This is a genomic window from Shewanella sp. ISS20, from assembly GCF_056522965.1.
The window spans coordinates 3,452,620-3,466,285 of the sequence record NZ_JAWRZK010000001.1; the positions used below are offsets into that span (position 1 = coordinate 3,452,620).

The window sequence follows — 13,666 nt, forward strand, 5'->3', positions numbered from 1 at the left end:
GTTAGCTTAGTTGTTGCCAACCCGCGCTGCTTTTAGCTGTTAGCGCTGATTACTTAGCGTTTATTACTTTTCTCACCAATGATGACGGGTAATTCCATCGCCTTGCCATCACGAATCAGCGTCATGGTGATTTTGCTACCTGGCTGGGTTTCAGCAATTCTATCCATCAGCATTTCAACCCCTGGCACATCTTCATGCTGATATTGAGTGATGACATCGCGCACTTTTAATTTAGCTTTTGCCGCCGAACCGTTAGGGTCAATACCTGTAACGACTACACCATTAAGATTGGGAAGATTCAGGATTTGCGCCATCACAGGCACTACGGGTTCACCAGAAATCCCGAGTGCGCCGCGGATCACTTGGCCATCTTTAATGAGTTTAGCCATGATGCTGTGAGCCAATTTAATCGGAATGGCGAAGTTAATGCCATGGCCGCCGTTGTCATCCCCTATCTTAAAGGCGGCGGTATTAATGCCGATTAACGAGCCGTTAGTATCAATTAAGGCGCCGCCAGAATTACCAGCATTAATGGCTGCATCAGTTTGTAAGAAATCTAAATAGCCGCTTGAAAGACCGTTGCGACCAGTGGCGCTGATAATACCTTGAGTAATGGTTTGACCTAAGTTGTAGGGGTTACCAATGGCTAATACCACATCACCCACTTCTGCAGGGGTTGATAGACTTAAAGGAATAATAGGTAAGTTATCGCCTTCAATCTTAATTACCGATAAATCGGTTTCAGGATCTGAGCCCACCACTTCCGCGGTAAATTTACGGCCATCTTGCAAGGCGACCACTATTTGATCGGCTTGTTTGATCACATGAAAGTTAGTAAGGATATAACCTTCGCCACTCATGATAACGCCAGAGCCCAGGCCTTGCAGGGCACTGTTACCTAAAGGCTGGCGCTGATCTATGCTGAGGCTATAAATGTTAACCACAGCAGGCGCTGCGCGGCGCACCGCATTAGCGAAGGATAATTCGACCGTGCCATTGGCGCGGGTTTGAAAGAGGTTATTGAGTGATGCTTGCTTAGGTAATAACTGATTGACCAATAAGATCACGCCAGCCATAAACAGGCCGAGTAAGACGGCTTTACTCAGATATAGGAAAAGGTTCTTAAAATTCATGGTCGTTATCAATTTCAATAAGTGGCGCTAGCCTATCATGAAATTGTTGCTTGCGTCAGCGGACGCATACGCGTCCGCTGATTTTGCTTAGCCTCTGAGAACTAGATATAAGGCATTGCCATCGCGTATAATTCTAAGGGCCGTGGTCCCTTGTTTATCGCTTAAGGCTTGCTTTAGTTGCTTGAGGTTAGTGATGGCTGTGCGGTTTACTGCGGTAATCATATCACCGGAGATTAGCCCGCTCATGGCAGCAGGCGAGCCTTGAGTTACATCTAGCACTTTCACCCCTTGCTTAGTATCTTCAAGCTTTGCGCCAACAAAGAGTGGATGCATTTGCTCAACCGCGGCTTGATTGGCAGCTTTGGCTTCACCCAAGGTGAGGTTAAACGTCTTAGTGTTGCCGTCACGATTGATACCTAAATTGATGCTAGAACCCGCACCTAAGGTCGCGACTTGCGCTCTAAGTGCGTGGAAGCTTTTAATTTTTCTGCCATCTATGCTGGTAATAATGTCACCGGCTTTAATGCCCGCATCGGCAGCGGCGCTATTAGGCAAGACTTCGATGACAAAAGCGCCGTGCTGAGTCGATACTCCTAAGGCTTTTGCGAGTTGATTATCAAGATCGCGCCCTGAAATCCCTAAAATGCCGCGCCGCACTTCGCCATGATCAATAATCTGGCCAACAAGGCTTAAGGCCATATTGGCTGGGATGGCAAAGCCAATGCCAACGTTACCGCCATTGGGGGCAACAATGGCAGTGTTAATCCCTAATAGTTCACCATTTAGGTTAACGAGGGCGCCGCCTGAGTTACCTGAGTTGATGGCTGCATCGGTTTGAATAAAGTTCTCAAGCATCTCAATGCCTAAGCCACTGCGACCTAAAGCACTAATAATGCCTGAAGTGACGGTTTGACCTAAACCAAAGGGATTACCAATAGCGACAGCAAAATCGCCAACTCGCAGTTGATTAGAATCACTGACTTTAATGGCCACTAAATCCTCGGCATCAATTTGCAGTAACGCTATGTCAGAGTCGGCATCTGTGCCCACAAGTTTAGCTTCCACTTCGCGGCCATCATGCAAACCTATCATGATGTTATTGGCGCCATTGATGACGTGGTTATTGGTGACTATGTAGCCTTTGTCGGCATCGATAATGACGCCAGAGCCAAGACCACGAAATGGTCGTTCCCGCACTTGTTGCTGCGGCGCGTTAGGGCCAAAGAAATAGCGAAAGACTTCAGGAACTTGTTGGGTGGATACTTGTGTGCCAGACACTGCCACTGATACCACAGCCGGCGTAGTGCGCTCTAACATAGGCGCTAAGCTTGGTAGGGCTTGACCCTCAACGACTACGGGAAGAGCCGCACTAACCGGCGCGGCCACTAAAGCCAAGCTTGATGATAAGAGGGTGGCTGTTAGCGTAGCAGTGAGTAAGGATGAGGTTTTCTTCATCAATATATAAACTCCATAGTTGCGACAAATGCATCTGACCATGACTGAACTTGCGCTAAAAATTAACGATTGCTGAAGTACAGTTAAGCTAAGTTATGGTTATTAAATAAGATTAATAGCTTATTGAAAAGTTCATTTGGCAGCAAAAATGAGTTTAATAAACCGCCGGCAGCGGCTGTTCACGCTCTGAATGTGGGACGAGTTGTGGCAGATGTTTGATTTCATCGTCAGCATCAAGAGTTAACTGATTGGCGGCTAAGTTCCAATTAGCATTTAATTTATTGATTTGTTCAGTGAGGCTAGCTAACTGCTGGTAATGCTCCACAAAACGATCAGACACTTCTTGGCGATACTGAGTCAATTCGAGCGTCACTTGCTCTAACTGCTTTTGATTATCTTGAGTGTGAGTCGCTCTAAAAAGTAATGGGCGGCCAACGGCGCCGATAACTATTCCCATAACAAATGCCGCCAATAACAGCGCAAATTCCATAATTATTCCTTAGTTGTTAAACCAGCCCAGATTGTGCCAGAAAGCAAAACCCTTGTCAGTGTAAGCGCGCTATAGAAAGCATGAATAGGCAGACTGTGTTTGCACTCTGCAAATGTTTCTCAGCATGTTATTCTCGCTAAAAAGACCATGAATAGGATGCAACGTGTCTCGACTTTCGCCACTAGAACATTATCAGCAAGATTTGTTACGCGAGGATTTCAGTCATGATGGTGCCCAAGAGCAAGCTGTTATTGCTCTCGAAGGCGTTTATCAGGCGCTAATTGCCAAGCCTGCCACAAGTAAGTGGCAATGGTTACAGCAAAAGCTGATGGGCTCTCAGCCACAAACCATACAGGGACTGTATTTATGGGGCGGTGTTGGGCGCGGTAAAACCTATTTAATGGATACCTTTTATCAAGCTTTGCCGTTTGACGATAAATTGCGAGCTCACTTTCACCGCTTTATGCATCAGTTACATCATGACTTGCATGAGCGTAAAGGCACGCGCGATCCTTTACCTGTGATCGCCGCCGAAATGGCAAAACGTTATCGGGTTATTTGTTTTGATGAGTTTTTTGTATCAGATATTACCGACGCCATGTTGCTTGGCACCTTATTTACTGCGTTATTTGAACAAGGTGTAGTGCTAGTCGCGACGTCTAATATTATCCCCGATGAGCTTTATAAAAATGGTTTACAACGCGCCCGCTTTTTACCGGCAATCGAGCAAATTAAACGTCATTGCCAAGTGCTGAATGTGGATGCCGGCATTGATTATCGCCTGCGTACTTTAGAGCAGGCCGAAATTTACCACTATCCATTAGATAGTAAAGCTGACAGTAACTTAGCGACTTATTTTACTAAGCTGGCACCAGAAGCCGATGACAAGCAGACCGACATTGAACTAGAGGGACGAATGTTAACGATTCGCGCCCAAGCTAAAGGGGTTTTATGGTGTGACTTTCGCGCCTTATGTGATGGTCCGCGCAGCCAAGTGGATTACATGGAATTGGCAAAAGAGTACCATACCGTATTGCTAAGTAATGTGGAGCAAATGGGCGCTGCCACTGCGGGTGATGATATCGCGCGGCGTTTTTTAGCATTAGTGGATGAGTTTTATGAGCGCCAGGTAAAGCTGATTATTTCTGCGGCCGTGCCACTTGAAAACATCTACAGCGATGGCTTACTGAGTTTTGAGTTTCGCCGTTGCCGTTCACGCTTAACTGAAATGCAATCCCATGAGTATTTAGCTATGGCGCATTTGGCTTAGCCGATAACAGTGAATCAGATCGTTGCGATCGCCGATCTTTTTAGAAATTTAGTGAAATATCAGGTGATTTTTAACTCATGCTTGGCTATAATCCGCCACCTGCCCACGTTACTCCGCCGATTGGGCGGAACAAACCATGTTTGCTTACTTCGCTCGAAGGGGTGAGGTGGTGACACTTCGTGTTATTTGATTGGCAAATAGCATGTGAGATAAAATTTAACTTTGGGTTTTTGTAAAAATGAAGACTACTTTTACTGCTAAGCCAGAAACTGTATCTCGTGACTGGTTCGTCGTGGATGCTGAAGGCAAGACTTTAGGTCGTATTGCTACCGAGATTGCTTTGCGTTTGCGTGGCAAGCACAAAGCTGAGTACACTCCTCACGTTGATACCGGTGATTATATCATCGTTGTTAATGCTGAAAAAGTGACTGTTACTGGTAACAAAGCTAAAGGCAAAATCTACTATTCACATTCTGGCTTCCCAGGTGGCATCAAGCAAATCAGCTTTGAAAAGCTGCAAGCTCATAAGCCAGAAATGATCATCGAGAAGGCTGTTAAGGGTATGTTGCCAAAAGGCCCTCTGGGTCGCGCTATGTTCCGTAAGCTGAAAGTTTACGCTGGCGCTGCACATAACCACGCTGCACAACAACCTCAAGTTCTTGATATCTAAACGGGATTAAGCAAATGGCTGCAACTCAGTACTACGGCACTGGCCGTCGCAAAACTTCAACTGCCCGCGTTTTCGCAACTGCAGGTAGTGGTAACATCGTTGTTAACCAGCGTCCATTAGACCAGTATTTCGGTCGTGAAACCGCTCGTATGGTTGTTCGTCAACCACTTGAGCTGGTAGAAATGACTGAAAAGCTGGACATCTATGTGACTGTTAAGGGCGGTGGTATCACCGGTCAAGCAGGTGCTATCCGTCACGGTATTACCCGTGCTCTGATGCAACTGGACGAAGCAATGCGTCCTTCACTGCGCGCTGCTGGTTTCGTTACCCGTGATGCTCGTCAGGTTGAACGTAAGAAAGTTGGTCTGCGTAAAGCACGTCGTAGACCACAGTTCTCTAAGCGTTAATATTTCGCTCGAGTACGACTTGGAAACCCAGCCTTATGGCTGGGTTTTTTTATGGCTGCAAATTATGATAAGGGCGCCTGAGCATAAGTTTGTTGATCACAGGCTATCGCATAGGTCATGTTTTTCAATTTAGGAGGATCGTTAATGACATTTGCACAGTGGATGCTGGTTTTGGCCATAGTATTAGTGATAGAAGGCGTAGGTCCTTTTTTGTTCCCAAATCGCTGGCGAAATTATATTCAGGAATTGACCGCTATAGAAAACAATGCTTTGCAACGCATTGGTGGCGCTTTAGTAACGGCCGGAATAGTTTTATTGATTATTTTTTCATAAATTACTTGCCTTATGCCCCCTAAAATCTGTTAAAATCCTGCTTTAACCGCAACCTTGCAGCAAACAATGGGCAAAAACGTAGTTGTTCTCGGCACTCAATGGGGTGACGAGGGAAAAGGTAAAATTGTCGACCTTCTCACCGAACAGGCAAAATATGTAGTTCGCTATCAAGGCGGCCACAATGCTGGTCATACCTTGGTTATCGATGGTGAAAAAACCGTCCTTCACTTAATTCCGTCAGGGATCTTACGTGATAATGTAACTTGCATTATCGGTAATGGCGTGGTGTTAGCACCAGATGCGCTATTGAAGGAAATCGCTATGCTCAAAGAGCGCGGCGTTCCGGTTGAGGAGCGCTTGCTGATCTCAGAAGCATGTCCTTTGATCCTGCCATTTCATTGCGCTTTAGATATCGCTCGCGAACAGGCTCGTGGCAACAATGCCATTGGTACTACCGGTCGCGGTATTGGTCCTGCCTATGAAGATAAGGTTTCCCGTCGCGGTTTACGCGTAGGCGATCTGTTCAATGCAGAGCTATTTGCTGAAAAGCTGAAAGAAGTGATGAAATATCACAACTTTATGCTGACAGAATACTATGGCGTAGATGCAGTTGATTACCAGACCACGCTGGATGATGCATTAGCAATTGCTGATTACCTGAAGAGCATGTGTGTTGACGTGGCTGATCTGTTAGATCAAGCGCGTAAAGCTGGTGACGACATCTTATTCGAAGGCGCTCAAGGCACCTTACTGGATATTGACCACGGTACTTATCCTTTCGTGACTTCGTCAAACACTACCGCAGGTGGTGTGGCAACGGGTAGTGGCTTCGGTCCACGTCACTTGGATTATGTTCTGGGTATCATTAAGGCTTACACCACTCGTGTTGGTGCCGGTCCTTTCCCGACTGAATTGCAAAATGAAATCGGTGATTACTTGGGAACTAAAGGCCATGAGTTCGGCGCGACCACAGGTCGTAAGCGTCGTCCAGGTTGGTTGGATATCGTGGCTATGCGCCGCGCCGTTCAAATCAACAGCATCACAGGTTTCTGTCTGACTAAGCTTGACGTATTAGACGGCTTAGAAGAAGTTAAACTGTGTGTTGGTTACCAGAATGCCGATGGCACTATTGCTCAAACCACGCCGTTAGCGGCAGAAGGTTATGACTTAGTGACTCCTGTTTATGAGTCAATGCCTGGTTGGAGCGATGTCACCTTTGGTGCTACTTCAATTGAGCAGTTGCCACAAGCAGCCATCAACTACATTAAGCGTATCGAAGAGTTACTCGAAACGCCTATCGATATCATCTCTACTGGTCCTGACCGTAACGAGACTATGATTTTAGTTAATCCATTTAACTAAGTTTATTGATATCAAAAAGGCCGCAAATTGCGGCCTTTTTTAATTAAGAAAATCCCATCACGGCCGATATCCAACTAAAGCGACTGCTATGGATATTGACCTTATGGAAAAAAGTATTAGCCGAATATTACTACTACTGAGCTGTTTGTGGCTCGTTACGCCAAAGGCGTTAGCGACAATTGAAGCCGTAGATATTTATTCAGATGCACAGTTGTTGTCGTTAATTCGTACGCAAACCTATTTGCAGCGAGTCAAAACCGATGACTGTCAGTTATTGCAAGACATCGAAGCTCGCGCTATGGTGCTTAAGCAACCGTTATATCAGTTTCTCTGGGGAGAAATGCTCAATCATGGCGTGTGTGTGACCGCCGATCCCCGCTATGGCATGTCAATTTTGCAGATGTCGGCAGAACAAGGCAGCAGTGAAGCCATGGTAAAAATTGCTGAGTATTATCACGACGGTAGATTCGTGATCCAGAATAAACACCGGGCCGTGCAGTTCGTATTACCTGCCGCGGCCAATGGCGATCAGCAAGCTCGTATTATGCTGGTCAGATTACAGGCGCAGGGGTATGGTAGTCCTATGGATTATGAAATGGGCTATCACTGGTTATTTAATGAGGTATTTGTCAATACCAAGACCAAACTTGAAGCCTTGCGACTGTTACAACAATTAGAAACCAAAATGCCGGCAAGCGCCGTTTCTAGGGCGCAGCAACAGCGGCTATCTGGTAATTGATATGTCCTGCAAAGATCAGGGCAAAAATGGAAATTGAATGATAAAAGACCCTCATTTTGAGCGTGAATCCGAAAATTATGAAAACCCAATCGCCAGTCGCGAGTGGATTTTAAATTACTTACAAGCTCAATCCGCACCTCTTACGCGGCAGAATATTGCTGACGCCCTCAAATTAACCGATGAAGATCAACTCGAAGCCCTGCGCCGCCGTTTGCGTGCCATGGAGCGTGATGGTCAACTGGTCTTTACCCGTGGTCAGTGTTATGGCCTTCCAGAACGTATGGATTTACTGACAGGCACTGTGCTTGGGCATCGTGATGGCTTTGGCTTTTTCCGCCCTGAAGAAGGTGGCGATGATCTGTTTATCTCTGAGCGAGATATGCAGCTGTATTTCCACGGCGATAAAGTCTTAGCCCAAAAAGCAGGTGTAGGCCGCAAAGGTGGCCGCGATGCACGTATTGTTCGCTTAGTGCAGCCAAGAAATGCCGCATTAGTTGGCCGTTTCTATGTCGATTGTGGCATGGCATTTGTGGTGCCTGACGATCGTCGCATCACTCAAGAAATCTTGATTGATCAAGACGATCGCATGGGTGCTCGTCATGGCGATGTGGTAGTGGTTGAGTTAACTCGCCGCCCAGGTCGCTATGTTAAAGCCGCCGGTAAAGTGACCGAAGTGCTGGGTAAGCAACAAGCGCCGGGTATGGAAATTGAAATTGCACTGCGTAATTACGATTTACCGCACACTTGGTCGAGCAATATTGAGAAAAAGCTTAAGCGTATCAGCGATGAAGTCACAGAAGATGATAAAAAAGGTCGGCTAGATTTACGCGAATTACCTTTAGTCACTATTGATGGCGAAGATGCTCGCGACTTTGATGATGCGGTATATGCCGAAACTAAGCGTGGCGGTGGCTGGCGTTTATGGGTAGCGATTGCAGACGTAAGTCACTACGTACGCACAGATTCAGCCTTAGATGCTGAAGCGCGCGCTCGTGGTAACTCGGTATATTTCCCATCGCAAGTTATCCCTATGCTGCCAGAAAAGCTGTCTAACGGCTTGTGTTCTCTGAACCCTGGCGTTGATCGATTATGCATGGTGGCGGAAATGACTATTTCTGCCAATGGTAAGTTATCTGGCTATAAGTTTTACCCAGCTGTAATGCACTCGCACGCCCGTTTCACTTATACCCAAGTGGCTGACATGCTCGAAGGTGCTGACGTTAAGCCTGAGCATCAAGCACTGTTCCCGCATCTTAAAGCATTGCAGGACTTATATTTGGCCTTGGATGAACAGCGTGCTAAGCGTGGCGCCATCGCCTTTGAGACCTTAGAAACTCAGTTTATCTTTAATGCTGATCGCAAGATTGACAAGATAGTGCCGCGCTCGCGCAATCAGGCGCACAAGATCATCGAAGAATGTATGATCTTAGCTAACGTTTCCGCGGCGGCTTTTGTGAGAAAGAACAAGGGCGAAGTCTTGTACCGCGTGCATGACGCGCCATCAGAGCAAAAACTCACGCAGTTTAAAGAGTTTTTGGCTGAGCGTGGCTTAAGCATGGATGGCGGTCTTGAGCCAACACCAGCTGATTACCAAGCTTTGATGGAAAAATTAGTGGGTCGTCCAGACGCCGAATTGATTCAAGTTATGCTGCTGCGCTCTATGCGCCAAGCTGTGTATACCCCTGATAATCAAGGCCACTTTGGTTTAGCGTTAGAAGCTTATTCTCACTTTACCTCGCCAATTCGCCGTTATCCAGATTTGGTATTGCACCGCGTTATTCGTTACTTATTGACTAAAGCTGAAGGCGCTAGTGATGAAAAGTGGACCCGTGATGGCGGCTATCATTATCAGCTTGATGAGCTAGATAAGCTGGGTGAAGAGTGTTCTAACACCGAGCGCCGCGCCGATGAAGCAACGCGCGATGTGAGTGATTGGCTCAAGTGCGAGTTTATGCAAGATCATGTGGGCGATACCTTTAATGCGGTCATTGCCTCGGTCACTAGCTTTGGCTTATTTGTGCGCCTTAACGACTTGTTTATTGATGGCTTAGTGCATATCTCAAGCTTAGGTAGCGATTACTACCAATACGACCCAATGCGTCAACGCTTAGTCGGTGAGGCGAGTGGTCAAGTGTATCAACTAGGAGATGCCGTCACGGTTAAAGTGGCTGCGGTCAACCTTGATGATCGCCAGATTGATTTATTGATGGAAGGCGAAGTTGCCGGCAGTCGTCGCCGCAAGCCTGCCAATAAATTAACCGCTCGTGAGCGCGTTAATTTAGAAGGTGCCAAGTTAGCTAAAGCGACTAAAGAAGAAGCTAAAGCTAGCAATGGCGCAAAAGGTAAAGATGGCGCTAAAGATAAGCCTGCAGCTAAAAAGCGTGGATCATCAAGCCGTCGTAAATCGCCAGCCAAAGGTGGAGCTGCTGCTAGTAGCGCAGCTAAACCTAAAAAGGCAAAAAAACCGACCAAAACTAAGCGCAAGTCGTAAGAGAAAGTAGTTAATGAAAAAGCAAGAATTAGTGTTTGGCATTCATGCCGTAAGCGCCGTACTCGAAAACAGCCCAGAGCGCGTGCTCGAGTTATATCTGCTGCAAGGTCGAGTGGATGATAGAGTTACCCCCTTGATTGTTAAGGCGCAAGAATATGGCGTGTCTTTGCAGCAAATGTCGCGCAAAGTACTGGATGAAAAAACGGCTAGCAGCCAACATCAAGGTATTGTTGCCCGCGTAAAGCCGGCGAAAATCCTGAGTGAGCATGATTTAGCTGAGCTGTTAAAAGCCACAGATAAGCCATTTTTATTGATCTTAGATGGCGTAACAGACCCGCATAATTTGGGCGCTTGTTTACGTAATGCCGATGCCGCTGGCGTGCAAGGCATCATAGTACCTAAAGATAACTCCGTAGGTATTACTTCGATTGTGACTAAAGTGGCCTGCGGCGCCGCGGAAATCGTGCCATTGTACCAAGTAACTAACTTGGCGCGCACTATGCGTTATTTACAAGAGCAAGGTATTTGGATCATAGGCACAGCTGGCGAAGCGGATGGTACCTTGTATCAAGCCGAGCTGACGGGACCATTAGCTATAGCTATGGGTGCTGAAGGTAAGGGACTGCGCCGTTTAACCCGCGAAGCTTGCGACAGCTTGATTTCAATCCCTATGGCGGGCAGTGTTTCAAGCCTGAACGTGTCAGTTGCTACCGGTATTTGTTTATTTGAAGCCGTGCGCCAACGCTTAGCCTGAGTTGGTTTTAGCGATCATGCGCTTTAGCTTAAATAGGCAGTAGTCTAATTTGAGTTAACGTCATAAAAAAGATGAGCCTAGCTCATCTTTTTTTTGGCTATTACTGGAAGGTATAGAGCAGATTGAAGGTGGTAATGGTATCTGTGGGCTTAGTGCCTTCTGGCACGCGCTCAGTGTATTTTACGTTGATACCTATCTTAAATGCCCAGTCCTGAAACATGGTATTTTTATAGCCCATGTCTAAGGTCAAGGTATTGTTGTTTTCACCAGTTTCAGCGGTTATATCGGCAGCCATGCTGGAATACTCATGAAACCTTTGCTCAAATTTGGCGGCGGTACGTAAAATATAATCCCGCTCTGCCAGCACTTCGCCATCGCTACTATCCACAGCAAACGGCACGTTATAACGATAACCTGGGCCTATTTCTAAGCTCAATTTAGTGTTGCGTAAATCAACGGCATCAAAACCATAACCCGTCGATACTGTGACGATTTTCGTATAAGAGCCAAATTCATCCCAAGTAAAATCACCGCGGCCAAACACATAACCACCATCAAGCTTGTAGTTAGACTGCAGCTGTAAGTCATATTTCTCAGATTTAGTGACTTCATTTTCAGATGAAAAATAGCTTTTAAACACAGCGGTTTGGGTGGTGTTTACTGTGTCATATTCAAGTTTAGTGCGGCCATTAAAGCTAGCAGATTCGGTATTGCCGGTATTGAGCTGAAATCCCGCCTCAACTTCGGCGGTAAAATCGCTCGGTGGCTCTTGGTAATCGGGTGGCACTAAGGCCAAAGCGTTACTTGAATAAAGGCCTAAAGCCAACAGCGTCTTAAATGTCTTAGGCATGAATATTTTCTTATGGTGTGATGGCTATGACCTTAGCTGCAAAGAGTTGCAAACCTATTGATGATCATAATACCGATTAACTTCTGTGGGGCAAAGTAGCAAATTTAGATAGTTTGGCGATTAATGCTTGAGTTTATGGCAGGGTTTTTGTACTATCGCGCTCCTTAATCAGTCACTATATTTCGTTCCTTGCCTCCAATTGGTCCGACTGAGCCAAAACCGAGGCTACCTAACCGTAAGGAGCAATAAATGCGTCATTACGAAATCGTATTTATGGTTCACCCAGATCAAAGTGAACAAGTACCAGGCATGATCGAGCGTTACACAGGTTTAATCACCGAAGCTAACGGCAAAATTGATCGTCTGGAAGATTGGGGCCGTCGTCAACTGGCTTACCCAATCCAAGACCTGCATAAAGCTCACTATGTTCTGATGAACGTAGAAGCAACTGCTGCAGTAATCGAAGAACTGGAAACTGCTTTCCGTTTCAACGACGCCGTTCTGCGTAGCATGGTAATGCGTACTAAAGCAGCCATCACTGAAGCTTCTCCAATGTCTAAGGCCAGAGAAGAGCGCGACTCACGTCGTTCTTTCTCATCTGACCGTGACGAAGCTACTGAAAACGCTGAAGAATCTGCTGAGTAAGTTTATCTGTGTCACTGAATCATCTGTCTATGTCTGGGAGCATAGTGCGCTCAAGACAATTTGACAGTCCTGCTGGCATTAGCCATTGGGTGTTAACACTGGAACATAAGTCTCAGCGTTATCAAGCTGAAATGTTGCGAGATGTATATTGCCAGATACAGGTGATTTTAAGTGGAGAACGCTTTTTAAGCGTCGCAGACAAACTAAAAGCCGGTGTGGAGATCGAGGTGCAGGGATTTATTAATCTGCAGCAAAGCCGAAACGGGCAAAACCGTTTGGTTCTCCATGCTGAAAATGTCGAATTGAAATCTTAGGAGACTGTCACCATGGCACGTTATTTCCGTCGTCGTAAGTTCTGCCGTTTCACCGCTGAAGGTGTTACTGAGATCGATTACAAAGATATTGTTACCCTGAAAAACTACATCACTGAGAGCGGTAAAATCGTTCCTAGCCGTATCACTGGTACTAGTGCTAAATACCAGCGTCAACTGGCTCGCGCTATCAAGCGTGCTCGTTATCTGTCACTGCTGCCGTACACTGATCTTCAGTAATCGGTATTGACTCCTAGTCATATTTAGAGGAATTGATAATGAACGTTATTTTGCTTGATAAAATCGCGAACCTGGGCAACCTGGGTGACAAAGTTACTGTTAAAGCCGGTTATGCTCGTAACTACCTGCTGCCACAAGGCAAAGCAGTTGTAGCTAACGCTGCTAACACTGAAGTTTTCGAAGCTCGCCGCGCCGAGCTGGAAGCTAAATTAGCTGCAGAATTAACTGCTGCTAACGAACGTGCTGAAAAGATCGTTGCCTTAGGAGCAGTTGTTATTGCTTCTAAAGCTGGCGATGAAGGTAAGCTGTTCGGTTCAGTTGGCAACCGTGATATCGCTGATGCAGTTACTGCTGCTGGCGTTGCTCTGGCTAAATCTGAAGTACGTCTGCCATTGGGCGCTCTGCGCAACACTGGCGACTTCGAAGTTGAAGTTCAGTTGCACACCGAAGTTAAGTCTGTTGTTAAAGTAACTGTTGTTGCAGAAGCTTAATTAACACCGACGAATAAAAACACCG

At 46.3% G+C, this 13,666-nt stretch carries 16 protein-coding genes; 12 read left to right on the forward strand and 4 right to left on the reverse strand.

Annotated elements, in window-relative coordinates; genetic code table 11:
- Positions 1-53: 53 nt before the first annotated feature.
- From degS to AC1HDP_RS15695, 3 genes are all read right to left on the reverse strand, one after another.
- A complete protein-coding gene (degS, locus tag AC1HDP_RS15685) occupies positions 54-1,133 on the reverse strand; it encodes an outer membrane-stress sensor serine endopeptidase DegS (protein WP_479639462.1) in 1,080 nt (359 codons plus the stop codon).
- An 87-nt stretch (positions 1,134-1,220) separates the two neighbouring features.
- The gene (locus tag AC1HDP_RS15690) at positions 1,221-2,588 is read right to left on the reverse strand and encodes a DegQ family serine endoprotease (protein WP_479639909.1); all 1,368 of its coding nucleotides are present in this window, start codon (positions 2,586-2,588) and stop codon (positions 1,221-1,223) included.
- Between the two features lie 154 nt (positions 2,589-2,742).
- Entirely contained in the window at positions 2,743-3,078 is a 336-nt protein-coding gene (locus tag AC1HDP_RS15695) for a ZapG family protein (RefSeq protein ID WP_479639463.1), read from the reverse strand.
- Positions 3,079-3,241: 163 nt separating this feature from the next.
- Between AC1HDP_RS15695 and zapE the strand changes: the two genes are divergently transcribed.
- The 8 genes from zapE to rlmB all read left to right on the forward strand — a co-directional run bounded on the left by zapE (position 3,242) and on the right by rlmB (position 11,104).
- On the forward strand, positions 3,242-4,348 hold the full coding sequence (gene zapE / locus AC1HDP_RS15700; RefSeq protein ID WP_479639464.1) for a cell division protein ZapE: 1,107 nt from the start codon (positions 3,242-3,244) through the stop codon (positions 4,346-4,348).
- Between the two features lie 238 nt (positions 4,349-4,586).
- The gene (gene rplM / locus AC1HDP_RS15705) at positions 4,587-5,018 is read left to right on the forward strand and encodes a 50S ribosomal protein L13 (RefSeq protein ID WP_140930889.1); all 432 of its coding nucleotides are present in this window, start codon (positions 4,587-4,589) and stop codon (positions 5,016-5,018) included.
- A gap of 14 nt (positions 5,019-5,032) precedes the next feature.
- Complete coding sequence (gene rpsI, locus AC1HDP_RS15710) at positions 5,033-5,425, forward strand: 30S ribosomal protein S9 (protein WP_140930891.1); 393 nt, start codon at positions 5,033-5,035, stop codon at positions 5,423-5,425.
- Positions 5,426-5,569: 144 nt separating this feature from the next.
- The gene (locus tag AC1HDP_RS15715) at positions 5,570-5,758 is read left to right on the forward strand and encodes a DUF2065 domain-containing protein (protein WP_140930893.1); all 189 of its coding nucleotides are present in this window, start codon (positions 5,570-5,572) and stop codon (positions 5,756-5,758) included.
- Between the two features lie 66 nt (positions 5,759-5,824).
- Positions 5,825-7,120, forward strand: coding sequence for an adenylosuccinate synthase (locus tag AC1HDP_RS15720; RefSeq protein ID WP_140930894.1), 1,296 nt, complete (start codon positions 5,825-5,827; stop codon positions 7,118-7,120).
- 88 nt (positions 7,121-7,208) lie between these two features.
- On the forward strand, positions 7,209-7,859 hold the full coding sequence (locus AC1HDP_RS15725) for a tetratricopeptide repeat protein (protein ID WP_479639465.1): 651 nt from the start codon (positions 7,209-7,211) through the stop codon (positions 7,857-7,859).
- Positions 7,860-7,896: 37 nt separating this feature from the next.
- A complete protein-coding gene (gene rnr / locus AC1HDP_RS15730) occupies positions 7,897-10,350 on the forward strand; it encodes a ribonuclease R (RefSeq protein WP_479639466.1) in 2,454 nt (817 codons plus the stop codon).
- Positions 10,351-10,363: 13 nt separating this feature from the next.
- Positions 10,364-11,104: a 23S rRNA (guanosine(2251)-2'-O)-methyltransferase RlmB gene (rlmB, locus tag AC1HDP_RS15735; RefSeq protein ID WP_479639467.1), complete on the forward strand. Its 741-nt coding sequence runs from the start codon at positions 10,364-10,366 to the stop codon at positions 11,102-11,104.
- 100 nt (positions 11,105-11,204) lie between these two features.
- Here rlmB and AC1HDP_RS15740 read toward each other — a convergent pair whose 3' ends face one another.
- Positions 11,205-11,954, reverse strand: coding sequence for a DUF481 domain-containing protein (locus tag AC1HDP_RS15740; protein WP_479639468.1), 750 nt, complete (start codon positions 11,952-11,954; stop codon positions 11,205-11,207).
- A gap of 249 nt (positions 11,955-12,203) precedes the next feature.
- Here AC1HDP_RS15740 and rpsF point away from each other — a divergent pair, with 249 nt between their 5' ends.
- From rpsF to rplI, 4 genes are read left to right on the forward strand one after another with little or no spacing between them, the layout of a single operon-like run.
- On the forward strand, positions 12,204-12,599 hold the full coding sequence (rpsF, locus tag AC1HDP_RS15745) for a 30S ribosomal protein S6 (RefSeq protein ID WP_140930903.1): 396 nt from the start codon (positions 12,204-12,206) through the stop codon (positions 12,597-12,599).
- Between the two features lie 8 nt (positions 12,600-12,607).
- On the forward strand, positions 12,608-12,913 hold the full coding sequence (gene priB / locus AC1HDP_RS15750; protein ID WP_479639469.1) for a primosomal replication protein N: 306 nt from the start codon (positions 12,608-12,610) through the stop codon (positions 12,911-12,913).
- 12 nt (positions 12,914-12,925) lie between these two features.
- The gene (gene rpsR / locus AC1HDP_RS15755; protein ID WP_140930907.1) at positions 12,926-13,150 is read left to right on the forward strand and encodes a 30S ribosomal protein S18; all 225 of its coding nucleotides are present in this window, start codon (positions 12,926-12,928) and stop codon (positions 13,148-13,150) included.
- Positions 13,151-13,188: 38 nt separating this feature from the next.
- Positions 13,189-13,641 (forward strand): 50S ribosomal protein L9, encoded by a 453-nt coding sequence (rplI, locus tag AC1HDP_RS15760; RefSeq protein WP_140930909.1) that lies wholly within the window; start codon positions 13,189-13,191, stop codon positions 13,639-13,641.
- Positions 13,642-13,666: the final 25 nt, after the last annotated feature.